Genomic DNA, 22,319 nt, shown 5'->3' with positions numbered 1-22,319 from the left:
GATCGTCGCGCCGCCGATGCCGCGGCGGGCGTGTTTACCGTCGCCGCTCAGCTCGACGCGCGGGGGCGGGCGCGCAGGTGGGCGCGTTCGCCCTGGCTGCCGAAGAGGCTGAGGAACTCCACCCCCTCGCTGTCGGCACGCCCGAACCAGTGCGGTACGCGGGTGTCGAACTCGGCCGCCTCACCGGGGACCATCACCAGGTCGTGCTCGCCGAGCACGAGCCGCAGCCGCCCGTTGAGCACGTAGACCCACTCGTACCCCTCGTGGGTCTTCGGTTCGGGCTCGGACCGGCCGCCGGCCGGGATGATCAGCTTGTACGCCTGGATGCCGCCGGCGCGGCGGGTGAGCGGCAGCATGGTCATCCCGTACGCGGCGACCGGCCGCAGGTGGACGCGCGGGTCGCCGGTGGGCGGGGCGCCGACCAGCTCGTCCAGCGTCACGCCGTGCGCGCGGGCGAGCGGGAGCAGCAGTTCGAGGGTGGGCTTGCGGCCGCCGGACTCCAGCCGGGACAGCGTGCTCACCGAGATGCCGGTGGCGGCGGAGAGATCGGTGAGCGTGGTCTCCCGCTCACGCCGCAGCGCGCGCAGCCGGGGACCGACCGCGTCGAGGGCCTGGTCGAGGTCGACGTCCATGCCCCCAGTTTGCCACATCAGCAAGAGAGTTTGCGGTTCTGCGCTTCCCCGCCGCAGTCTGGTCGCGGAGGTGGTCACGATGACCGAGAACTACGAGGTACTGGTGATCGGCGGCGGCGCGGCCGGGCTGAGCGGCGCGCTGATGCTGGCCCGGGCACGCCGGTCGGTGCTCGTGGTGGACGGCGGCGAACCGCGCAACGCGCCCGCCGACGGCGTGCACGCGCTGCTGGGCCACGACGGCGTACCGCCGGCCGAGCTGCTGGCGCGCGGCCGGGACGAGGTCCACCGCTACGGCGGGCACCTGACCGAGGGCCGGGTCGAGTCGGTGAGCCGCGACGGCGACGGCTTCGAGGTGACGCTCGCCGACGGCCGGCGGGTACGCGCCGGTCATGTGCTCGTCGCCACCGGCCTGGTCGACGAGGTGCCCGAGGTGCCCGGCCTGCGCGAGCGCTGGGGCCGGGACCTGGTGCACTGCCCGTACTGCCACGGCTGGGAGGTGCGGGACCGGCCGATCGGGGTGATCGGCAGCGGCCCGATGTCGGTGCACCAGACGCTGCTGTTCCGGCAGTGGAGCGACGACGTGGTCTACCTGCGGCACACCGCGCCGCCGCTGACCGACGAGCAGGCCGAGCAGCTCGCCGCCCGCGGCGTGCCGGTGGTCGAGGGCGAGGTCGCGGCCGTCGAGACGGCCGGGGACCGGGTGACCGGGGTACGCCTGCGCGACGGCCGCACCGTCGACCGGGAGGTGCTGACCGTCGCGCCCCGGATGGTCGCGCGCACCGGGTTCCTGGCCGGACTGGGACTGCGGCCGCAACCGCACCCCAGCGGGATGGGCGAGTACCTGCCGGCCGACGAGTCGGGGCGTACCGAGGTGCCCGGGGTGTGGGTCGCGGGCAACGTGACCGACCTGTCGGCGCAGGTCGGGGCCGCTGCCGCGGCTGGTGCCCGGACCGCAGCGATGATCAACGCGGAACTGGTGAACGAGGAGACCCGCCGGGCGGTCGAGGCGCGGCGTGACGCGCGAGGGTGGGTGACCACGAATCCCCTCTAACCTGACAATTCTTCCCCTAGGTTGAGTCGGAGAGGGCAGTCGGAACCTGGGGGGCGACGTGAAGAGCTATCCGGCGATCGAGGATCACGGGCTCATCGGCGACCTTCAGACCGCGGCGCTGGTGACCTGTGACGGGACGATCGACTGGTTCTGCGCGCCGCGCTTCGACTCGCCCAGCGTCTTCTGCGCGTTGCTGGACAAGGACAAGGGCGGCTTCTTCCAGATCGCCCCGCACGACGTCCGGTACGTCACGAAGCAGCTCTACCTCCCCGGCACGCCGATCCTGATCACCCGGTTCATCAGCGCGGACGGCGTCGCCGAGGTGATGGACTTCATGCCGGTGACCGGCGAGCGGGTCACCGACTCGCACCGCATCGTGCGCATGGTCAACATGGTGCGCGGCAGCATGCGGTTCCGGGTGGAGTGCCGGCCGCGCTTCGACTTCGCCCGGGAGAGCCACGAGCTGGAGCGGCACCGCAACGGTTACCTGTTCCGGAGCCGGTCGGCGACGCTCGCCTTCAACCCGATCGATCCGGTGCGGCAGCTCTGGGCCAAGACCGGCGAGATCCGCATGGAGGACGGCGACCTGATCGCCTACGGCACGTTGCAGGAGGGCGACACCGGCGGGGTGGTCCTGGAGACCGGCATCGACGAGCCCAGGATCATCCCGCCGGAAGAGGTCCAGGGCATGTTCGAGTGGACCCGGGACTACTGGCGGCGCTGGGTCGAGCGCTCCCGCTACACCGGGCGCTGGCGGGAGATGGTCGAGCGCTCGGCCATCACGCTCAAGCTCATGACGTACGCGCCGACCGGCGCGATGATCGCCGCGCCGACCGCCGCGCTGCCCGAGTTGGTCGGCGGCTCCCGCAACTGGGACTACCGCTACACCTGGGTACGCGACACCTCGTTTTCCGTGCACGCGCTGCTCGGCCTCGGGTTCACCGAGGAGGTCAGCCGGTACATGGACTGGCTGGACGAGCGCATCCGCGAGGCCGGCGACCACCAGGACCCACTGAAGATCATGTACCGGGTGGACGGGTCCTCGGACCTGCACGAGGAGGTGCTCGACCACCTGGAGGGCTACCGCGGCTCCCGTCCGGTGCGGATCGGCAACGGCGCCGCCGACCAGCTCCAGCTCGACATCCACGGCGAGGCGCTCTACGCCATGCACCTCGCCGACGAGCAGGGCATCCGGGTGTCGCACCAGGTGTGGAAGAGCACCGTGCGCCTGATCGACTGGCTCTGCCACAACTGGGACCAACGCGACGCCGGAATCTGGGAGAGCCGCCACCACCCCCGCAACTACACGTTCGGCCGGGTGATGTCGTGGGTGGCGCTGGACCGCGCCATCCGGCTGGCCACCCGCACCGGCCGGCCCGGCGACATGCACTGCTGGACCGAACAACGCAACCGGATCTACAACCAGGTCATGGCCCGCGGTTTCCACCGGGAACGCGGCAGCTTCGTGCAGGCGTACGACGAGAACGTGCTCGACGCCGCCCTGCTCTACATGCCGGCGGTCGGCTTCGTCACGCCCACCGACCCGCTGTGGCTGTCCACCCTCGAGTCGATCGAGCGGGACCTGGTCTCGGACAGCCTGGTCCACCGGTACGACCCGGTCCACTCCCCCGACGGGCTCCCCGGTCACGAGGGCACGTTCAACATGTGCACGTTCTGGTACGTCGAGGCGCTGGCCCGCTCCGGCCGGCTGGACGACGCCCGGCTCACCCTGGAGAAGATGTTCACCTTCAGCAACCACCTCGGGCTCTACGCCGAGGAGATCGCCTCCACCGGTGAGCAGATCGGCAACTATCCGCAGGCGTTCAGCCACCTCGCCCTGATCAACTCGGCGCTGGCGGTGAACGACCTGCTCGACGCCGAGGCCTCCGCCCGCCTCCGCCGGTAACTCCGGTGATCTCCGGCCCGGAGCCGGGTACTGTTTACCGCATGAGGTTCTTCGCCGCTGTCATGAAGCCCTGGTCCCTCCGCTGACGGCGGCAGGGTGACCGGCTTCTTCTGACGTACCAGCTCTGCTCCGCCGTCCCGGCGTTCCCGCCGGGCGGTGTCCTCGCGCTGCCCGGCTCCACGACGAGCCGAAGAGCGGACTGTGCACAACCTCGACAACATTCCTTCCTTCCCATCCACCTCGGGCGGTTCGCTGCCCGCCGGGCACCGGGCGCACGTGCGGGCCGACGGCGTCCGCGTCGTACTCGGCGGCCGGGTCGTGCTGTCCGACGTCAGCGTGACCGTCTCCGCCGGTTCCCGCCTGGCGGTCGTCGGCGAGAACGGCCGCGGCAAGACCACCCTGCTGCACGTGCTGGCCGGCCTCATCGCTCCCGACCAGGGCGTGGTGGAACGGCTGGGCGCGATCGGCGTCGCCCGGCAGAACCTGGAGTCGCGCCACGGCGAGACCGTGGGCACGCTCGTCCGGGAGGCGATCCGGGAGTCCGAACGCGCGCTGCGGGCGTTCGACGAGGCCGCGATCGCGCTCACCGAGGGCCGGGCGGGCGCGGACGACGCGTACGCCGCCGCCCTGGACGCGGCGACCCGGCTGGACGCCTGGGACGCGCAGCGGCGCGTCGACGTGGCGCTGGCCGGCCTCGACGCCTGCCCGGACCGGGACCGGGAACTGGCCACGCTGTCCGTCGGCCAGCGCTACCGGGTCCGGCTGGCATGCCTGCTGGGAGCGCGGGTGGACCTGCTGATGCTGGACGAGCCGACCAACCACCTCGACGCGGACAGCCTGGCCTTCCTCACCGCCCGGCTACGCGACCACCCGGGCGGCGTCGTGCTGGTGACCCACGACCGCGCCCTGCTGCGGGACGTCGCCACGGAGTTCCTGGACCTCGACCCCAGCGCGGACGGGCGCCCGCGCCGCTACGCCGGGGACTACGCCGCCTGGCAGGACGGGCGCCGCCGCGACTTCGCGCACTGGGTACGCGACCACGAGGCGCAGCAGGCCGAGCACCAGCGGCTGGCCGACGGGGTACGGCAGGCGCAGGACCGCCTCAGCACCGGCTGGCGGCCGGAGAAGGGACACGGCAAGCACCAGCGCCAGTCCCGCGCGCCCGGACTGGTCCAGGCGCTGCGCCGCCGGCAGGAGGCGCTCGACGCGCACCGCGTCACCGTGCCGGAGCCACCGCAGCCGCTGCGCTGGCCACCGCTGGACACCCGTCCCGGACTGCCGACCCTGCGCTGCCACGACGTGACGGTGGCCGGGCGCCTGCGTACCCCGGTCACGCTCACGCTCGACGGCGGGGACCGCCTGCTGGTGACCGGACCCAACGGCGCGGGCAAGTCGACGCTGCTCTCCGCGCTGGCCGGTGACCTCACGCCGTCGACCGGGGAGGTCCGGCACCTGTCCGGCGCGCGCGTCGCGTACCTCGGTCAGGAGGTGCCCGACTGGCCACCGGCGCTGCTCGCCCACGACCTGTACGAGCAGCACGTGGGCCGGTTGCGCTCCGCCGGGCGCGTCGGCTCCGGCACGGCCCTGCCGCTGAGCGCGACGAGCCTGCTCGACGCCGAGGCCCGGCGTACTCCCGTGGGCCGGATGTCGCACGGACAGCAACGGCGGCTGAACCTGGCGCTGCGCCTGGCCGAACGTCCCGACCTGCTGATCCTCGACGAACCCACCAACCACCTGTCGGCGCCGCTGGTCGACGACCTCACCGCCGCCCTGCTGACGACGAGGGCCGCGGTGGTCGTCGCCACCCACGACCGGCAGATGCTCCACGACCTGGCGGCGTGGCCCACGCTGTCGCTCACCGCCCCGGCGGCGCCAGGCCGTTCTGTCACGGAGGGTGATGCCCGGCCGGAAGACTGAGTGCTTCGAGCGATATGACTGAGAGGCATATTTATGCCTCTCAGTCATATCGACTTCTCGTCACCTATTCCCCACCGGGCTGGGCGCGCTGGCTACCGTGGATGTCCAGGGCAGTCGGCGAAGGAGCGGCGGGATGTCTGTCGACGGAGCGGGCGCCGGCCCCGTCAGCCGCCCCTCGCGCTACGAGGAGGTCGTCCTCGGCCTGCTACGGGGCGAGGGGGCGACCGTGCTGACAGCCGGTCTCTGGCTGCTCGTCACGTCCCTGTTCACCGCGCTGTTCCTGACCTTCGCCGGGTGGCAGGTGTGGGAGAACCGCATGCTGGAGACCAGGGGCCGGATCGGCGACGCCCAGGTGGTGCGCGCCAACTACGAAGGGCCCGGCAAGTCCCTGAACGTCGTCTACCTGTCAGGGCCGGTGGGCGCGACGGCGATCCTGGAGAACCCGGTGCACCGGCCGGCCGCGGGCGACGTGATAGCGGTCCGGTACGACCCCCGGCACCCCACCCACCTGAGGGAAGCGGACGCGCCCATCTGGCGGTGGCCGGACTTCCTGGTGACCGTGCCGCCCGCGGTGGCGGGCTGCCTCGTCGTACCGGCCGAGTGGATGCGGTTCCGGCGGCGGCTGCGGGAGCGACGACTCTGAGCAGTCACCGCCCCTGCGGACCCGCCTCCCGGGTCCACCCGACGAAGCGGCGGTGCAGCGCACCGGCAGGCGCCCAGGGCATGTCCTCGGAGGCTTGCACGAGATAGGCGCCGAGATACAGAGCCAGTGACACCGGCGCGCCGGCGTACTCCGCCCGCAGCTCACGCCTGCGAGTGCGCGCACCCTCCAGGAACCGCGCGGTGATCGCCCGCGCCTGCCGACTCGTCGCCCATTCCGCCTGCCAGCACGGGTACGGCGTGAGCCGTGCCCACCACGCCCGGCGCCCGGCACACATGCCGTCGAGTCCCCGCACGTGTACCGCGAGGATCATCTCCTCCGGCCCGGCGATCACTTGTCGCTCGCCTGTGGCCAGTGACCACGATTGATCGGAAGCCGATGCCGCGAATGACAGGGCAGCTCGGCTCCGCACCAGCAAACCCGTCTCCACCGCCGCCAGCACCACACCGGCCGATGCCGCCGGGCGAACGTCAACGCGGCGGCCGACAGGTACGTGTCGTACGAGACGCGGCGTTCCCGCGAGGCGTCGCCGTCCGGGGACCGTTGCCCGCCTCGCGCCTGGTCCAGCAAACGGCGTCTGGCGATCTCCTGCTCCATCGCCTGGATGCGCTCGCCAAAGCCGGACACCGTCGACGGCGGAAGGTACCGACCGACGAGCCGTCGCAGGAGCCCAATGGTCACCGTCATCTGTCCGGCCCTCCGTGGTGAGGGCACGGAGGACACCTGCTGATGTGCCTATCCGCGCCCGGTGGAGATCCAGCGTCACGCCGAGCGCGTCCACGATCCAGGAGGTGACTGTCCGCTAACCAGGTGTGCTGCCCGCTGTCAATCGGCGGGCGGGGGCGTACTCGACGCACAGGTCACGCAACATCGCGGCCTCCGGCACGCCCGACTGCTCCACCTTCGCGAGCAGTTCCGCGGCTCGCCACCAGTTCGACGGCACCACCCGCCCGGACGCCACCGCCTGCGCCCCGAGCGCAACCGCCTCATCCGGCTGGTCGGCGGCGACCAGGGCAAGTCCGAGGTCGAGACGCGCCGACGCGGAACGGCGAGGACGCGCTCCCCCATCACCGTGCGGGTCCAGATCGGTCAGTACCGCCCGCGCCACCTGCTCGGCAGCCGGGTCACCGGCCCACGCCAACGTCGTGGCCATATAGGCGGCGGCCTTCGCGGGGTCGTAGCGGTAGTGATGCTCGGCCCGTTCCGGAACGGGCAGATTCGCCGTCAAACGCTCCACCCGCTCCAGCGCTCGCCGGGTGGCGGCCACATCACCGATCCGCGCCCACGCGCGAGCTTCCTGGGCAGTCGCCTGAATCCTGGCCGAGCTGCCTTTCGGCGCGACCCGCTGTGCTTGATGAGACAGATCGAGTGCCGTCCGGTAGTCACCTTGCGTCAACACGTCCCAGGCCCGGGTCTCCAGACACCACGCCTGGATCTCCGCATGCTCGGCGTGTTCGGCAAGCTCACGAGCAGCACGCAGATGAGCAGCCGCCGCACCGCGCTGCCGCAGGTCGATGTGAACGGTGGCCCGCAGCACCGCCAACCAACCGCCCGCAACCAACAGCCGACGCTGCTGAGCAAGCGTGACCCGTCCGTCCAGCAGCCGCACCACATAGGCCAGATGTCGCCGCACCAGCGGCAACAGATCCGCCGGCGCCATAGTCGGATAGGAGCTGGCGAGGTCGTCGACGCCCTGCTCGATCCGTTCGAGCACCTCACCGCTGACATCACTGGCGGCAACCCTCGCCCGCAACTCGCCCGCCTCGGCCGCATGGTCGATCGGCGCATCGACCAGCCGAGCAAGCACACCTCCGGCGTCGAGAATCCGGTCCAAGTGGCGCGCCGTGTCGACAGTCGGAGCCTTGAGCCCTGCTTCCAGCTCGTGCAGATGGCTCTTGCTTCGATGGGCGAGCTGCCCGAGGGACCGAAGCGACAGACCACGCCGCTCCCGAAACTCGCGCAGAGCTGCCCCGAAGCGCGGATCGACGGAGGAAGCCATAGCCCAGCTCCAAGCTCAAGAGGCCCGGCGAACTCACCCGGCCGCCATTCTGTCGACCGTACCCCGAAACGCCGCTCGTCGATGACCTACGAGCCACGCACCAACGGTGACACCACTGCGACACAGCGCTATCGTGTCGCTCATGGCCGCTCCCGACACGGCCCTGGGCGCCCTCCATAACGGGATGCGCATGAACCAGGACGACTTCGCACGCGCGCTGGAGGTCGTCACCGGCCTGCCCATCTCACTGCTCGGCTTCGCCGCGGTGCCCGGTGGGCACGTGGCCGACGACCAGCAGGGTGGCCACGACCTGACCTCACCCGTATCGAACCTGGCCACGCCGACGCCGGCTGCCAAGCCCAGCACGGCGCACAGGTCGTACGAGGGCGTGTGGCTCAGCCGCTACCAGTACTACTCCAGCGGACGGGAGGAGTCCTTCGCCGGACAGCACTTCGTCGTCCTGCTTCAGCACGGCGACAGGCTGACCGCGCGCAGCCTGCCCGGGTCGGCGTCCTCATCTCTGTCGCTGGACCTGACCGTGGACGGGGCCGTTGTCACCGGCACCTGGGTGGAGCAGACCGACCCGGCCGGCTACTACCGGGGTGCCCGCTATCACGGAGCGATCCAACTCCTGGCCGAGCCGACGGGCCGGCGGATGGCCGGAAAGCGGGTCGGGTTCGGCAAGGACATGGATGTGAACACCGGCCCGTGGGAGCTCGTCTTCCGCGACGCGTCGACCTCCAAGGCGACGCTGGACCGGTACAACACCTCAGCGACATAGCGCCGTGGCCTTGTTCTGGCGCCGACTACTCTGCACTCGGGGTACGACACGGCACGGCGTCCGGATCCAGCGAAACGCCCGGTGCCCACGACACAACAGGAGAGCGCTGTGACAGTCCGCGCCACGGGCCACCCACTGACCCGGCTGGCAGCCGCCCAGGCGCAGGCGGAGCACGTACTCGGCCCCCGGAAGGCAAAGCGGATCGCGACGTTCGGCAACGGCGGCCTGTACGTCCGGGCCGGCACCGGGGCGCAGGCCTTGGCCTGGCTCGTCGACTTCACGGTGTTCCTGTTCGGTGTCGGGGCGGGCGTCGTCGCCCTGTCCCTGGTGGACCGCGCGGTCACCCTGTCCGACAACTTCGCCGCCGGGGCGAGCCTCTCGTTGCTCGTGGTGGTGCCGCTGCTCTACGGCCTCTGCTACGGCAACGGCCGGGCGCTCGGCGCGCTGCTCACCGGCACCCAACTCGTCAGGGCCAAGGACGGCGGCCGGGTCGGCCTCAAGGCGTGCTGGGCCATGCTGGTCCGGACGCTGTTGATGCCGGTGCTGGTCGTCGTGCTGGTGGTGACCGCGTTCAGTACCGGATCCTCAGACGCGCCCGGTTCGCTCGTGCGGACCACCATCGATCCGGGTGCCACCCGGCGGCTCCACGACGCGGGCATTCGCTGACCCGTCGCGCAATCGCGTCCCCATGGGCGGACACGGCCCCACGTACCGCCTAGCCTCTCGGGGATGGAGCGACTGCGCGACCTTGCCGTCCGGCTGGCGATGGACGAGCCGGTCGGCGACGACCTGGCGATGGCGGCCGCGCACGCTCTGGCCCGTGGTGTCGACTCGCCGAGCCTGCGTGAGCTCGCCGGTCTGTCGAAGGGCCAGTCCCGGGAAGCCGTCGACCTGTTCCGGCAGGCGATGGAGGAACTCGGCTCGCCGGTCCCGGACGAGAGCGGCGCCCGGCTGCACCTCATGCGGGCGGCAGCGGCGAGCATCATCGACGGAGAGGGCGATCCCGAGGACCTGGCGCACGAGATCTACTGGCAGTCGTCCTACTTTCCCTCTGCGGAGCTGCGCGAGGTGGGCTACCGCTTCCTACACCTGTACGCCGATTGCGGCGCAGCGCCGGATCAGACGGAGGAGGCGGTGGCGGCCATGAAGGAGGCGGCGCGGTCGTTCCTGCACGACCATCTATCACCTCCTCGTCCGTCAACTCGGGCTGGTTGAAGAACATCAGGGTGATGACGTCCGGGCAGCGCAGGATCCGCAGCCCGAAGGGTACGGCTCCAAGCCTGATCTCCAGCCATCCGCCGCTCGCCGGGCCTCTTGCTATCGGCGTTGCTGTCACCCCAAGAGCGATGTGCCCCTGACGCCAGATCAGCTTGTGTATGGTCCGCCGAGTGATCATCAAGAGGGCCAACCGCCGGCGAGGGTCGACGTCTCGATGGCCGCTGTTCGCACCGGCCGTCGCGGTCGGCCTACTGGTGCTCGGGTTGACGCTCAACGCCGTAACAGTCCTCTATGACCTCACGCACTGGGACGTCGTGTACCACGTGTCGCCGGAGGAGGCAGCGAACCGGAACGGGCTTGCCGACCTGGGGGCCGAGGTCGTCGGCCGGCTGACGGTGGTCCTGTCCGGTCTCGCTATGGCCGGCCTGCTCCTGTCGCTGGTGGGTCTCGTGCGAGGCAGAGCGTGGGCACATACGATGACCTGCATCCTGACCATTCCAATGGCCCTCTGCTGCGGCCAGGCGTTCATCGCAAATCGGGGCTCGTTCGCCGGAAGCCCTGACAACCCGAACGCGCCTCAGCACACCTCGGCACCGAGCGGGATCCGCCTCGCTGACTCGCTGGGGCCACCGTTACTCGTGGGAGCAGCGATCGTCGTCCTGATTCTGCTGTTCCTACCTGCCATCTACCGGCGGTTCACCCGACGAAAACGACGTAGTAAGAGCGTTTCCGCTTGATCAACAGCGGCGCAGCCACCAGGGGTCGTGACCGGGCGTTTGAGGATCGTGATGGGTACGCCTCAACAATGCGTCGTCCAGGCGGTCGACAACTACCTGAAGCTCTCGCCCGGCATGGCTTGGCAGCGAGACGATTGCCTCTTCCAAGCGCAGTCGTGCCCAGGCTTCGCCACAGCAGGAACAGGCGAACTCCGCTTCCCACGGCTTCCACCGATGCCGGCTGCCGTACGCATGCGCGCCCCAGATCCTGATGGCGGCGGCCACCGTGCCCGGGAGCCACCGCCGCCCTTCCACCAGACGGATGGCAGCGTTCGCGGAACCGGAGAGTCCAGGAACATCCCGATAACGGGCCCACGGGCTTCGCGTGATGCGCACGCGGCGGCGAAGTGATCGGGGCTGGGGCTGCCTACGAGGCACTGCCCCTTCGGTGGAGAATCACACCTCAGATCCTCGCATGAAGGTCAACAGGGCGCAGGTCGGTCGCCCCGAACCCCTCGACGTCAGGAATGGCGGGGTCGCGCAGTTCCCGAACGAGGACCAGTGCCCTGCCCCACGATGCATCGTCCAGTTCCACAGCCCCGGAGGGTACGGCTCCGAGCCTGATCTCCGGCGGCTCATTCGTTGTCGAGGCGCCCTGGAACCAGCCTTGACCGGCTGCCTCACAGTGGGGGCAGGCATCTCACCCAGGGAGGTCGAAGTGCGCTGGCTCATCGTTCTGATCATCATCGCGGCGGCCGTCGCTGCGGTCGCACTGTGGCGCCATAGCCGGAAGACACCAGTCGACGGCGGCCAGGTGCGTGACCTCCAGGCATCCGCCGAGGCCCGCCGCAGGCTCGACGACCATCGGAACCGGACGGACGGCGGCAACACCGGCAGCGGTGGCGTCGGTGGCTGGAGCGCCTGACCTCATTGCAGGTCGTCAACGGGCTACTCGTGCCGTCACCGCACCGGCGGTTTGGCTGGCGTGAGCGGCGGGTGCGGCCGGTTCGGAGCTGCGAGCTGTCGCTTGCTCTCCCGTGTCGTCCGCCGCTAGTCGCGGCTGCGGCTTCCGCAACGCGGCAAGAACACCTGTTGTTGAATCAGCTCGAGTCGGCGGCCAACCCCGCCTGCTGATTTGCCTCTGCCTTTGGCAGTCCGGACGCTTGAAGCACGTCGCTGATGGCAAGGCGCAGCCGGGAAATGAGGACCATCTCGCAGAATCCGATCTCTTCGGCGCAGGCCTGGTTGACCTCCTCGATGGCCTGTTGCGCCCGCGCGCGTGCAAGGTCGGGCTCTCGGCCGGCGACGAAATCGCGATGCAGCAGCCGCACCGCTTGGCCGAGGTGCTCGATCGACGCTGAGAGGCCGGCGGGTACGGGTTCACGCAGCCGTACCGCCGATACGACCCAGTGCGCCAATTCGCGGCTGTTGGAGTAGGCGGATTGGAGGTGCTCGGAGGCGCGCTGATACCGGCGCAGGATGCCCAATCGTCGCCACCGCCAGGGTGAGAGAAGCGCGATCTCCCCCGCCGCGGCGACCATCTCGATCGTCTTGTCTCTTTCCTGCTCTACCGCGATCAGGCGCTGCAAGGCGTCGTCGGCCTGTTGAACCTCACGCCGATCCAACGCCTCGGCGACAGCCGTGAGAGCACGGGCGAAAACATCCAGCGACGGACCGGCAGAGCGGTGCACGACGCGCACAGGGTTGGCCGGCAGGATCAGCAACGCCACGGCGATGGCCGTCGCGCCCCCGATCAACGCGTTGACCGTCCGCGCCACAGCCAGGTGGGATTGCTGCGCAGTCAGCGTCCCCAGCAGCACCGCGGTGCTTCCTGCGTGCACCATCACGGCGCCGCCCCCGCGAATCACGGCTACCGACGAGATCGCGAATGCCACGATCACGGCGATCTGTATCGGCCCCGTCCCGATGGCGAAGATGATCAACTGCCCGGCCGCCACCCCGAGGATCACCCCGGCGATGAGTTCCGCCGCTCGCCTGATCCGATTGCCGAGGGCTGCTGCGACCGTGCCGATCGAGGCGGCGGGGGCGAACAACGCCTGTGGATTGTGCAGCACGTCGCTGGCGATGAACCAGGACAATCCAGCGGCCACACCCGCCTGAACAGCGATTATGGAGTACGTGCGAAGCCGCTCGAAAGCTTCCCGGCCTTCTCGTTGCACCATCTCTGGCCGCAAACCCGGGTCCACGGTAGCCACGTCTCACCTCCGAGGAGCAGTGCAGGCGAGGGTTACGTCTGCGGCAACCGCTCGGGGGAGGTAGCGGTCCTGCGAGGTGTGGCCTGGCAGCGTAATGCAGCGCCGGCCCGGTAGGGCATTCCCGCAGGCGCGGAAGCGCTTCCTGGTCAGAGGCCACAGGCTCATTCTCCCGGACCCCAGCCGCCCTGGTCCCGGCATCAATGGCAACGGATCTAACACGTGGAGCCCGTCGAGTCACCGCCCCGGGGAGTGATCTTCTCGGGACGGTTCCCGCTGATGTGAAAGGTGGGCGCGGCAGGTTTCGAACCTGCGACCCCTCGCTTGTAAGGCGAGTGCTCTCCCACTGAGCTACGCGCCCGGAACGCCCGTACGGCGGGCCGGAGCGGCCAGCTTACCTGCCCGCCTCCGGCCCGGTCGAACGACGTACCTGGGTGTGGGACTCAGGCAGCGGCGGCCTCGGCCAGCGCCTTGCGCCAGCCCTGCTGGTCGCGCGCCTCGCCGGGCATGTTCATCTCCGCGAAGCGGACCACGCCGGCCTTGTCGATGACGAAGGTGCCCCGGTTGGCGATGCCCGCGACGTCGTTGAAGACGCCGTACGCCTGGGCCACCGCGCCGTGCGGCCAGAAGTCGGCGAGCAGCGGGAACTGGAAGCCCTCCTGCTCGGCCCAGATCTTGTGGGCGTACACGGAGTCGACGCTGACGGTCAGCACCTGGACGTCGTCGTTGGCGTACTCGTCGAGGTTGTCCCGCACCTCGGACAGCTCGCCCTGGCAGACGCCGGTGAAGGCGAGCGGGTAGAAGACGAGCAGGACGGTCTTGCGGCCGCGGAAGTCGGCGAGCCGTACCTCCTGGTTGTTCTGGTCCTTGAGCAGGAAGTCGGGCGCTTCGGCGCCAACCTCGACGGGCATGTGCGCTCCTACTTCTTGCTCTTGGAGCCGCGCCGCATGACCAGGCGGGCTCCGCTCCAGTCGCGGCCGGCGTTGATGGTGGAGGTCTGCTGGAGGCCGGCGGTCTGCGCGCTCTCCGCGACCTCGCTCGGCTCGACGTGGCCGTCGCGGCCGGCCTTCGGGGTCAGGAGCCAGACCACGCCGTTGTCGGCGAGCGGCCCGAGGGCGTCCACGAGGAGCTCGAAGAGGTCACCGTCGCCGTCGCGGTGCCAGACCAGAACCGCGTCGACCACCTCGTCGGTGTCCTCGTCGACGAGTTCCCCACAGCGGTCGGTCAGGGCGTCCCGGAGATCGGTGTCGACGTCGTCGTCGTAGCCCATCTCCATGACGACCATGCCCGGCTCGATACCGAACCGGTCCGCCAGGCTGCGTACCCCGTCGGCCTGGCCAGCGGTCGCGCTCACTGTCGCGTGCCTCCTCATCTATCCCTGCTCGTGGCGTCGGGTGACACCGTCGGGCCCAGTCCACACAGTTGCGGCTCGCCGCGCAAGTGGCGCACCGGGTGGAACGGAATTTACCGTGCCAGCAGCGTACGGGCACCCTGGGTGATGGCTTCCTCGGAGACCAGAACCTGACGAGCGGCCGGACCTAATGGTACAAACGAGTCAAGTCCGGCCACACGGCGCGCGGCGCCGACGTACCCGGTGTCGACGAGCGCGGACACCACGCCCTCGCCCACCCCGCCGGAGCGTCGCGTCTCGTCCACCACCAGCACCCGGCCGGTCGCCGAGGCCTCCCGGATGATGTCGGCCACCGGCAGCGGGGCCAGCCAGCGCAGATCCACCACCCGGCTGCCCACGCCCTCCGCGGCGAGGGTGGCCGCCGCGCGCAGCGACATCCGCACCCCGCTACCGAAGGTGATGATGGTGAGGTCCTCGGCCGAGCCGATCCCGTAGACGCGGGCCCGCCCGATCGGCACGTGCCGGTCCGCCCAGGCGCCCGGCTCGGCGTACTCGGCCGTCCACTCGCCGTCGCCGTCGGCGTAGAGGTCACGGGCGTCATAGAGCGCGGCCGGCTCCAGGAAGACGCAGACGCTGCCGTCCACCCGGGCCGCGGCCAGGCACGTACGCAGCATCGGCGCGGCGTCGTCCGGCCGCGCCGGCACGGCGACCACGAGCCCCGGCACGTCCCGCAGCACCGCCACCGAGTTGTCGTTGCGCGCGTGGCCGCCGAGCCCGTCCTCACCCGCCAGGGCGGCCACCCGCACCACCATCGGGTTGCGGAACGCGCCCCGGGAGAAGAACCGCATGGTGGCCGCCTCGCCGCGCAGCTGATCCTCGGCGCTGTGCAGATACGCCAGATATTGGATCTCCGGCACCGGCAGCATCCCGGCCAGGCCGGCACCCAGCCCGAGCCCGAGGATCGAGGTCTCGTCCCGTGGCGTGTCGAACACCCGGGCCGCCCCGAACCGGTCCCGCAGCCCCTCGGTCACCCCGTGCGCCCCGCCGCCGGCGGCCACGTCCCGGCCGAACACCGCCATCCGAGGGTGGTCGAGCATGCCGTCGGCGAGCGCCGCGTTGATGCTCTGCGCCAGCGTCAGCGGCCCGGTCAGCTCCGGCGGTTTGCCGCCGAACGCCTCCGCCCGCGCCCCGGCGCCCGGCCCGGCCGCCCGCTCCGCCGCCTCGGCCACCGCCCGGGCCACCCGGACCGGCCGCCGCGGCGCCAGCTCCCGCACGACGTCGACAGCGGACGCCAGTTTCGGCTCGTCCAGCGCCTCCTCGGCGATGCGGCGCAGCTGCCAGCCCCGCTCGTCGTACCGGCTGAGCAGCTCCTCGCCCCCCGGCGTACCCGGAGGTGACCAGCAGCCGCGCGGTGGCCAGCAGCGGGTCGCGGGCCGCGTCACCCTGGCCCATCAGCCGGACCGCGCCCAGGTGCAGCACGGCGGGCCGGCGGTGCCGGCGCACCCAGCCGCCGCCTCCGCCGCCACCCGGTAGCTCTCGGCCACGTCCGTGCCGTCGGCCGCGAAGTAGCGGATGCCGGGCCGGGACCGCAGCGTCGTCGCCACCCACCCTCGGCGGAGCCACCGCTGTTCCTCGCAGACGAACAGCACCGGGACGCAGGGGTGTGGTCGTACCAGCCGGCGGTGTTGAGCGCGGCGGTCACCGTGGCGTGGTTGACCGAGGCGTCGCCGAAGGAGCAGACCACCACGGAGTCCGCGGGCCAGGCCGCCGCTTCCGGCTCGCCGTCCGCGGGCCGGGCGCCCCGGCGCAGCCGCTCCAGCGCCAGCCCCAGACCGACCGCGCGGGGCAGGTGCGAGCCGGCGCTCGCGGGGGTCGGCACGACCGCGAGGTCGGCGCGGCCGAAGAGCTTCTGCCGGCCGCCGGCGGCCGGTTCCTCCGCGGACGCGACAATGCCGCGCAGCACGTCGCGCGCCGCCGCCGCGAACGCGTCGTCGGGCGCGGGCTGTGGCAGATCGGGTACGCCGACAGTCGCGTCACCGTCCGCGTCCACCACGATCGAGGCTCCCACGGGAAGGCTGCCCGCCTCGCCGCCCGCCCCCGGCCGTTCGAGATCTTGGTACGAAACGGCCCCTATATGGGCACTTTCGTTCCAAGATCTCTCCGGTTCCCGGAGGGTGGAACGTTGCTCCTGGGAGGTGGGATTGATGTGCGCATCCTGCCGGTCCGCGCTGGGCGGGCAGGTCGTGCGATTCGTGCACGGCGGCCGGCAGGGCCGGGGCGGCCGCCGGGTCCGGGATGACAGCAGACGGAGCGGGGGCGACAGCCGAGCAGCGCAGGATTGACCTACTACCTGTCTTAGACAAATTGGCGGAAAATTTCAGCGGAAAGGCTCCACACTTACCAAAACGATGTCCCCGGGAATTAGGAACCAACTGCACAAGACTGGGCGTCTAATCAGAAAACTGAATTTGGCGCCAGTGGAATTAAAGTGACAGGCCCACTAAGGCCATCGATGTCCCCCCCGTCCATCTAAGGACCTCGCAACACTTAAGCTCGCTAGACCAAAAAGCACTTTCAATCGAAGGCGGGGAAAATTCGTACCGCGGGTGGATCGATTTCCCTAAGCAAACGTGTTGTTGGACGCTAGCCCCAAGACAGGAGGATTTTAGCTGCCTGGCGAGCCGTCGGGCGGCGGTGCCGGGCGAGCTGTCACGGCGCTGCCGGGGCGAGCCCGGCGGCGCCAGCCGGCGGAGCAGCACTGGGCGAGCCGGCGGCGGCAGCCGGCGGAGCAGCACTGGGCGAGCCGGCGGCGGCAGCCGGCGGAGCAGCACTGGGCGAGCCGTCGACGACGGTGCCGGGACCAGCATCGGGCGAGGCGTCCACGGCGGCGTCGGGATCGGCCTCCGGGGCGGGTGTCGGCGGGACGGGCGGCGGCGGGGCGGTGGGGAAGGCGCCGGCGGCCTGGGCGGCGCGCAGGCAGTAGAACGCCCCGGAGCGGTGGTGCAGCAGCGCGGGGTCGGTCGGCCGCAGCGCGGCGGCCACGGCGGCGTTGCCCTCGTGCCCCGCCGACTCGATGGTGTGGTACCCCTCACCGAAGCCGTGCAGCCACTGCCCGGCCAGGTCGAGCAGCCGGCTGGTCAGTTGCGCGTCGAACAGGGCCAGCGCCTGCGCCCCGGTCAGCGGCCCGCCGTCGGGCAGTCGCTCGCCCAGGTCGCGCCGCTTCTCGGGCGCCCCGAGCGCGGCCAGTTCGGCCCGGAGCCGGTCGTCGAGATCGTGCGGGGTGGTCACGTCGGACAGCATTACCGACTCGGGCCCGCCGCGCCCAGTCGGACACGTTCCGCCCGGCGTGGCTCAGACCTCGCCGCACTCCTCCGGACAGCCGCCGTCGGAGACCTTGAAGACGAGTTCACGTAGCGCGGCCAGTTCGGCGGTGCTCAGGTCGTCGAGCAGCCGGGGGTCGGACATGACGTGGGCGACCCGCTCGCGGACCTCCCGGCCGCGCTCGGTGACCACGAGCGCCTTCTGCCGCCGGTCGGCCGGGTCGGTGCGTCGTTCCACCAGCCCGGCCCGCTCCAGCCGGTCGGCCAGGCCGGTGACGTTCGACCTGTCGCAGCCGAGCTGCTCGGCGAGGTCGCGGGCCGGCAGCGGGCGGTCCGGGTCCAGTTGGTGCAGCGCGCGGGCGGCCGCCGGAGTGAGCCCCAGGTCGGCGAACGCCTCGTCCTGGTGGTGGCGCAGCGCGGCGGCGACGTGCAGGATCCGGCGCACGGTGTCCCCGGCCAGGCCCAGCCGGTCACCCGGGCCGGGCTGCTCAGCGGAGACAGTGGAGTGCGCCATCAGTCGATTGTACGTGACCAGTCAACAATTGACGTACTCCACTATCTGCCCGCCGTTCAGCCGGGCAGGAACGAGAAGCGCACCTGGCGGTCGGGGTTGTCGCCGTTGGTGTCGACCAGGCAGATCGACTGCCAGGTGCCGAGCTGGATCCGGCCGCCGAGCACCGGCAGCGTCGCGTACGGCGGCACGAACGCCGGCAGCACGTGGTCGCGTCCGTGCCCGGGCGAGCCGTGCCGGTGCCGCCACCTGTCGTCGGTGGGAAGCAGGTCGTCCAGGGCCCGCAGCAGGTCGTCGTCGGATCCGGCGCCGGTCTCGATGATCGCCAGCCCGGCGGTGGCGTGCGGGACGAAGACGTGCAGCAGGCCGTCGCCGGCGCCGGACACGAACCGTTCGGCCTCGCTCGTGATGTCCCGGACGGTCGGCCGGGAGCCGGTCCGGACGGTGATCACCTCACTGCGCATACGGCGCATTCTGCCGCAGTGCCCGGTTCCCCGCCGCGCCCGCCGATAGCGCATCCGGTGATCGCGCAAAGTTACTGATGGGTACCTGTGTTCAGCGTCGCGTCTGAGGGTGGGAGAGGTGACGGCACGCGCCACCAGGGGGCAGGATGGCGCTAGAGACCTATCCCACACGAAACCGAGGGAACGCCTGTGGCTACGGAACGCAAGCGCCCGGTGATCACCGCTGGTCTGCCGAGCCAGCTTCCGGACATCGACCCTGAAGAGACCAGCGAATGGGTCGAGTCGCTCGACGGTGTCATCGACGAGCGCGGGACAAAGCGAGCCCGGTACGTCATGCTGCGCCTGCTGGAGCGGGCCCGCGAGCGGCAGGTCGGGGTGCCGTCCCTGACCACCACCGACTACATCAACACGATCCCGCCGGAGCGCGAACCGTGGTTCCCGGGTGACGAGCACGTCGAGCGGCGGCTGCGGGCGTACATCAGGTGGAACGCCGCGATGCTGGTGCACCGGGCGCAGCGCCCGGAGATCGGCGTCGGTGGCCACATCTCCACGTTCGCCAGCTCCGCGTCGCTCTACGAGGTGGGCTTCAACCACTTCTTCCGGGGCAAGAACCACCCGGGCGGCGGCGACCAGATCTTCTACCAGGGCCACGCCTCCCCCGGCATGTACGCGCGGGCGTTCCTGGAGGGCCGGCTCAGCGAGAACCAGCTCGACGGGTTCCGGCAGGAGCTGTCGCACCCCGGTGGCGGGCTGCCGTCGTACCCGCACCCGCGGCTGATGCCGGACTTCTGGGAGTTCCCGACCGTCTCCATGGGTCTCGGGCCGCTGAACGCCATCTACCAGGCGCGGTTCAACCGCTACCTGCAGCACCGGGGCATCAAGGACACCTCCCAGCAGCACGTCTGGGCGTTCCTCGGCGACGGCGAGATGGACGAGGTCGAGTCGCTCGGCGCGATCGGCGTGGCCGCCCGCGAGGAGCTGGACAACCTCACCTTCGTGATCAACTGCAACCTGCAGCGCCTGGACGGACCGGTCCGCGGCAACGGCAAGATCATGCAGGAGCTGGAGGCGTTCTTCCGGGGCGCCGGCTGGAACGTCATCAAGGTCGTCTGGGGCCGGGAGTGGGACCCGCTGCTCGCCGCGGACACCGACGGCGCGCTGGTCAACCTGATGAACACCACGCCCGACGGCGACTACCAGACCTACAAGGCGGAGTCCGGGGCGTACGTGCGGGAGCACTTCTTCGGCCGCGACCCGCGGACCCGCAAGATGGTCGAGCACCTGTCCGACGACGAGATCTGGAACCTCAAGCGGGGTGGCCACGACTACCGCAAGCTCTACGCGGCCTACAAGGCGGCGATGGAGCACACCGGCCAGCCGACGGTGATCCTCGCCAAGACGATCAAGGGCTGGACGCTCGGCTCGCACTTCGAGGGCCGCAACGCCACGCACCAGATGAAGAAGCTGACGCTGGAGGACCTGAAGCTCTTCCGCGACCGCCTCTACCTGGACATCCCGGACAAGCAGCTGGAGGAGAACCCGTACCTCCCGCCGTACTACACGCCGGGCGAGAAGTCGGACGAGATCACCTACCTGAAGGACCGGCGTCAGCAGCTCGGCGGCTACCTGCCCACGCGCAGCACCGCCCGCAAGACGCTGGCCATCCCGGGCAGCGAGCGGTTCTCCGACGTCAAGCGCGGGTCGGGCAAGCAGAAGGTCGCCACCACGATGGCGTTCGTCCGCCTGCTCAAGGACATCATGAAGGACAAGGAGTTCGGCAAGCGCTGGGTGCCGATCATCCCGGACGAGGCCCGTACGTTCGGTATGGACTCGCTGTTCCCGACGCAGAAGATCTACTCGCCGCACGGCCAGCGTTACACCGCCGTCGACCGGGACCTGTTCCTGTCCTACAAGGAGTCGACCACCGGCCAGATCCTGCACGAGGGGATCAACGAGGCCGGTTCGGTGGCCTCGTTCACCGCCGCCGGCACGGCGTACGCGACGCACGGCGAGCCGATGATCCCGCTGTACATCTTCTACTCGATGTTCGGCTTCCAGCGCACCGGCGACGGGTTCTGGGCGGCGGCGGACCAGATGGCGCGGGGCTTCGTGCTCGGCGCGACCGCCGGCCGGACCACGCTCAACGGTGAGGGCCTGCAGCACGAGGACGGCCACTCGCTGCTGCTCGCCGCCACCAACCCGGCGGTGGTCTCCTACGACGCGGCGTTCGCCTTCGAGCTGGCGCACATCGTGGAGAACGGCCTGCACCGGATGTACGGCGAGGCGCAGGAGAACATCTTCTACTACCTCACCGTCTACAACGAGCCGATCTTCCAGCCGGCCGAGCCGGAGGGCGTGGACGTCGAGGGCATCGTCAAGGGCATCCACCGCTACTCCCCCGCGCCGCAGGTCGGCGACGACGCGCCGAAGGCGAACATCCTCGCGTCCGGCACCGGCATGCAGTGGGCGCTCAAGGCCCAGCAGCTGCTCGCCGAGGACTGGGGCGTGGCCGCCGACGTGTGGTCGGTGACGTCCTGGACCGAGCTGCGCCGCGACGCGGTCCAGTGCGAGGAGCACAACCTGCTCAACCCGGGCGAGGAGCCGCGGGTGCCGTACATCGCGCGGAAGCTGGCCGACGCCGACGGGCCGAAGGTCGCGGTCAGCGACTGGATGCGCGCGGTACCGGACCTGATCGCCCGCTGGGTACCCGGCGACTACACCTCGCTCGGCACCGACGGGTTCGGCATGTCGGACACCCGGCACGCGCTGCGCCGCCACTTCCACGTGGACGCCGAGTCGGTGGCGGTGGCCACGCTGCGCCAGCTCGCGCTGCGCGGTGTGGTGCCGGCGCACGTGCCGGCCGACGCGGCCCGCAAGTACGCGCTGGACGACGTCAACGCCGCCCCGGTCGGCGAGACCGGCGGCGACAGCTGAAAGGAAGGGCCCCTTCTTAACGCCTCCGGTAGAGGAGGGGCCCCTTCTTAACACCTCGGGTAGAACGACGGCCCGGCGTCCCTGGCGGGAACGCCGGGCCGTCACCATCGCGGGCGACGCCGGGACTGGGCTCGGTCAGCCGACGGCGGCCAGGTCGGTCAGCCGGGCCAGCGAGTCCTCCAGGTCGGCGCCGACCCGGCGCAGGCCGAGCCGGAGCAGGGCCGCCTTGACGGGTCCGGCGGGCCACCGCACGACGATCAGGCGTACGACGGTGCCGCCGGCCTCCTCGTCCGGGGTCAGCTGGACGTAGATCTCGGTGCGCGCCTCGGCTCGGGCGCCGGCACCCTTCGCGCGTTCGCGCCAGCCGATCAGGGTCGGTTCCTGGAAGGCGATCACCTCGGCCTCGTGCGCGGCGCCGCGTCCGGCCTGGACCAGCTGCCGCCGCCCGAATCCCTCCCCGGACAGGACCTCGGCCGCGCGGACTCCCGCCAGCCAGGCCGGCAGCTGCTCGGCGCGCTGCACCACGTCCCAGACCACATCCACCGGCGCCGCCACGTGCGCGCTTCGTTCCACGAGGATCATGAGTATCTTTCCCCCACTTAAATCACATCCGCGATATTTGGCACTCTATGTGTAAATCGGACT

General features: G+C 70.7%; 21 protein-coding genes, 1 tRNA gene and 2 pseudogenes. 10 read left to right on the top strand and 14 right to left on the bottom strand.

Going from position 1 to position 22,319, the window contains the following annotated elements; genetic code table 11:
• Nucleotides 1–47: 47 nt before the first annotated feature.
• Nucleotides 48–632 carry a helix-turn-helix domain-containing protein gene (locus tag MCBG_RS27665; RefSeq protein WP_043329231.1) on the bottom strand — a complete coding sequence of 195 codons (585 nt, stop codon included), beginning with the start codon at nt 630–632 and terminating at the stop codon, nt 48–50.
• 79 nt (nt 633–711) lie between these two features.
• On the opposite strand from MCBG_RS27665, the gene MCBG_RS27660 reads away from it, so the two are divergent.
• From MCBG_RS27660 to MCBG_RS27645, 4 genes are all read left to right on the top strand, one after another.
• On the top strand, nt 712–1,683 hold the full coding sequence (locus MCBG_RS27660) for an NAD(P)/FAD-dependent oxidoreductase (protein WP_043331048.1): 972 nt from the start codon (nt 712–714) through the stop codon (nt 1,681–1,683).
• A gap of 58 nt (nt 1,684–1,741) precedes the next feature.
• A complete protein-coding gene (locus tag MCBG_RS27655) occupies nt 1,742–3,589 on the top strand; it encodes a glycoside hydrolase family 15 protein (protein WP_043329230.1) in 1,848 nt (615 codons plus the stop codon).
• A gap of 201 nt (nt 3,590–3,790) precedes the next feature.
• Nucleotides 3,791–5,506 carry an ATP-binding cassette domain-containing protein gene (locus MCBG_RS27650; RefSeq protein WP_223201352.1) on the top strand — a complete coding sequence of 572 codons (1,716 nt, stop codon included), beginning with the start codon at nt 3,791–3,793 and terminating at the stop codon, nt 5,504–5,506.
• Nucleotides 5,507–5,639: 133 nt separating this feature from the next.
• Nucleotides 5,640–6,149, top strand: coding sequence for a hypothetical protein (locus tag MCBG_RS27645; RefSeq protein WP_043329229.1), 510 nt, complete (start codon nt 5,640–5,642; stop codon nt 6,147–6,149).
• A 4-nt stretch (nt 6,150–6,153) separates the two neighbouring features.
• Here MCBG_RS27645 and MCBG_RS34425 read toward each other — a convergent pair whose 3' ends face one another.
• The 3 genes and pseudogenes from MCBG_RS34425 to MCBG_RS27635 all read right to left on the bottom strand — a co-directional run bounded on the left by MCBG_RS34425 (nt 6,154) and on the right by MCBG_RS27635 (nt 8,166).
• Nucleotides 6,154–6,339 carry a hypothetical protein gene (locus MCBG_RS34425; RefSeq protein WP_222949147.1) on the bottom strand — a complete coding sequence of 62 codons (186 nt, stop codon included), beginning with the start codon at nt 6,337–6,339 and terminating at the stop codon, nt 6,154–6,156.
• Nucleotides 6,325–6,702, bottom strand: a pseudogene (locus MCBG_RS35355) (hypothetical protein); the annotation flags it as partial. The gene MCBG_RS34425 and the pseudogene MCBG_RS35355, both read right to left, overlap by 15 nt.
• A 267-nt stretch (nt 6,703–6,969) precedes the next feature.
• Nucleotides 6,970–8,166, bottom strand: a complete 1,197-nt coding sequence (locus tag MCBG_RS27635) for a helix-turn-helix domain-containing protein (RefSeq protein WP_043329227.1) — start codon at nt 8,164–8,166, stop codon at nt 6,970–6,972.
• 133 nt (nt 8,167–8,299) lie between these two features.
• Between MCBG_RS27635 and MCBG_RS27630 the strand changes: the two genes are divergently transcribed.
• From MCBG_RS27630 to MCBG_RS27615, 4 genes are all read left to right on the top strand, one after another.
• Nucleotides 8,300–8,947 (top strand): XRE family transcriptional regulator, encoded by a 648-nt coding sequence (locus tag MCBG_RS27630; RefSeq protein WP_369799335.1) that lies wholly within the window; start codon nt 8,300–8,302, stop codon nt 8,945–8,947.
• 108 nt (nt 8,948–9,055) lie between these two features.
• Nucleotides 9,056–9,613, top strand: coding sequence for an RDD family protein (locus MCBG_RS27625; protein ID WP_043329225.1), 558 nt, complete (start codon nt 9,056–9,058; stop codon nt 9,611–9,613).
• Between the two features lie 63 nt (nt 9,614–9,676).
• The gene (locus tag MCBG_RS27620; protein WP_043329224.1) at nt 9,677–10,162 is read left to right on the top strand and encodes a hypothetical protein; all 486 of its coding nucleotides are present in this window, start codon (nt 9,677–9,679) and stop codon (nt 10,160–10,162) included.
• Between the two features lie 173 nt (nt 10,163–10,335).
• On the top strand, nt 10,336–10,902 hold the full coding sequence (locus MCBG_RS27615; RefSeq protein WP_140946364.1) for a hypothetical protein: 567 nt from the start codon (nt 10,336–10,338) through the stop codon (nt 10,900–10,902).
• 442 nt (nt 10,903–11,344) lie between these two features.
• On the opposite strand, the gene MCBG_RS34875 is transcribed toward MCBG_RS27615, so the two are convergent.
• On the bottom strand, nt 11,345–11,476 hold the full coding sequence (locus MCBG_RS34875) for a hypothetical protein (RefSeq protein WP_255358637.1): 132 nt from the start codon (nt 11,474–11,476) through the stop codon (nt 11,345–11,347).
• A gap of 123 nt (nt 11,477–11,599) precedes the next feature.
• Between MCBG_RS34875 and MCBG_RS27610 the strand changes: the two genes are divergently transcribed.
• Nucleotides 11,600–11,806 carry a hypothetical protein gene (locus tag MCBG_RS27610; protein ID WP_043329221.1) on the top strand — a complete coding sequence of 69 codons (207 nt, stop codon included), beginning with the start codon at nt 11,600–11,602 and terminating at the stop codon, nt 11,804–11,806.
• A 175-nt stretch (nt 11,807–11,981) separates the two neighbouring features.
• On the opposite strand, the gene MCBG_RS27605 is transcribed toward MCBG_RS27610, so the two are convergent.
• From MCBG_RS27605 to MCBG_RS27570, 8 genes and pseudogenes are all read right to left on the bottom strand, one after another.
• The gene (locus MCBG_RS27605) at nt 11,982–13,097 is read right to left on the bottom strand and encodes an FUSC family protein (protein ID WP_223201351.1); all 1,116 of its coding nucleotides are present in this window, start codon (nt 13,095–13,097) and stop codon (nt 11,982–11,984) included.
• A 286-nt stretch (nt 13,098–13,383) separates the two neighbouring features.
• Nucleotides 13,384–13,455, bottom strand: a tRNA-Val gene (locus tag MCBG_RS27600).
• An 82-nt stretch (nt 13,456–13,537) separates the two neighbouring features.
• Nucleotides 13,538–14,005, bottom strand: coding sequence for a peroxiredoxin (locus tag MCBG_RS27595; RefSeq protein WP_043329219.1), 468 nt, complete (start codon nt 14,003–14,005; stop codon nt 13,538–13,540).
• An 8-nt stretch (nt 14,006–14,013) separates the two neighbouring features.
• The gene (locus tag MCBG_RS27590) at nt 14,014–14,448 is read right to left on the bottom strand and encodes a DUF3052 domain-containing protein (RefSeq protein WP_013287823.1); all 435 of its coding nucleotides are present in this window, start codon (nt 14,446–14,448) and stop codon (nt 14,014–14,016) included.
• A 110-nt stretch (nt 14,449–14,558) separates the two neighbouring features.
• Nucleotides 14,559–16,489 (bottom strand): annotated as a pseudogene (locus MCBG_RS27585) (transketolase C-terminal domain-containing protein); the annotation flags it as partial.
• Nucleotides 16,490–17,154: 665 nt separating this feature from the next.
• Entirely contained in the window at nt 17,155–17,733 is a 579-nt protein-coding gene (locus tag MCBG_RS35350) for a hypothetical protein (protein WP_369799334.1), read from the bottom strand.
• Nucleotides 17,734–17,796: 63 nt separating this feature from the next.
• Nucleotides 17,797–18,279, bottom strand: coding sequence for a MarR family winged helix-turn-helix transcriptional regulator (locus MCBG_RS27575; protein WP_043329216.1), 483 nt, complete (start codon nt 18,277–18,279; stop codon nt 17,797–17,799).
• A gap of 56 nt (nt 18,280–18,335) precedes the next feature.
• The gene (locus tag MCBG_RS27570; RefSeq protein WP_043329214.1) at nt 18,336–18,740 is read right to left on the bottom strand and encodes a secondary thiamine-phosphate synthase enzyme YjbQ; all 405 of its coding nucleotides are present in this window, start codon (nt 18,738–18,740) and stop codon (nt 18,336–18,338) included.
• A 189-nt stretch (nt 18,741–18,929) separates the two neighbouring features.
• Between MCBG_RS27570 and aceE the strand changes: the two genes are divergently transcribed.
• A complete protein-coding gene (gene aceE / locus MCBG_RS27565; RefSeq protein WP_043329212.1) occupies nt 18,930–21,674 on the top strand; it encodes a pyruvate dehydrogenase (acetyl-transferring), homodimeric type in 2,745 nt (914 codons plus the stop codon).
• Nucleotides 21,675–21,809: 135 nt separating this feature from the next.
• Here aceE and MCBG_RS27560 read toward each other — a convergent pair whose 3' ends face one another.
• The gene (locus MCBG_RS27560; RefSeq protein WP_030503643.1) at nt 21,810–22,256 is read right to left on the bottom strand and encodes an SRPBCC family protein; all 447 of its coding nucleotides are present in this window, start codon (nt 22,254–22,256) and stop codon (nt 21,810–21,812) included.
• Nucleotides 22,257–22,319: the final 63 nt, after the last annotated feature.

Source organism: Micromonospora sp. M42 (genome assembly GCF_000568915.1).
Lineage (GTDB): Bacteria > Actinomycetota > Actinomycetes > Mycobacteriales > Micromonosporaceae > Micromonospora > Micromonospora chalcea.
This window is presented reverse-complemented; position numbering and strand designations above follow the sequence as displayed.

Coding starts and splice junctions, on each gene's coding strand:
- MCBG_RS27665 (WP_043329231.1), bottom strand. CDS start 632: ATGGACGTCGACCTCGACCAGGCCCTCGACGCGGTCGGTCCCCGGCTG.
- MCBG_RS27660 (WP_043331048.1), top strand. CDS start 712: ATGACCGAGAACTACGAGGTACTGGTGATCGGCGGCGGCGCGGCCGGG.
- MCBG_RS27645 (WP_043329229.1), top strand. CDS start 5,640: ATGTCTGTCGACGGAGCGGGCGCCGGCCCCGTCAGCCGCCCCTCGCGC.
- MCBG_RS27635 (WP_043329227.1), bottom strand. CDS start 8,166: ATGGCTTCCTCCGTCGATCCGCGCTTCGGGGCAGCTCTGCGCGAGTTT.
- MCBG_RS27620 (WP_043329224.1), top strand. CDS start 9,677: ATGGAGCGACTGCGCGACCTTGCCGTCCGGCTGGCGATGGACGAGCCG.
- MCBG_RS27595 (WP_043329219.1), bottom strand. CDS start 14,005: ATGCCCGTCGAGGTTGGCGCCGAAGCGCCCGACTTCCTGCTCAAGGAC.
- MCBG_RS27575 (WP_043329216.1), bottom strand. CDS start 18,279: ATGGCGCACTCCACTGTCTCCGCTGAGCAGCCCGGCCCGGGTGACCGG.
- MCBG_RS27570 (WP_043329214.1), bottom strand. CDS start 18,740: ATGCGCAGTGAGGTGATCACCGTCCGGACCGGCTCCCGGCCGACCGTC.
- MCBG_RS27560 (WP_030503643.1), bottom strand. CDS start 22,256: ATGATCCTCGTGGAACGAAGCGCGCACGTGGCGGCGCCGGTGGATGTG.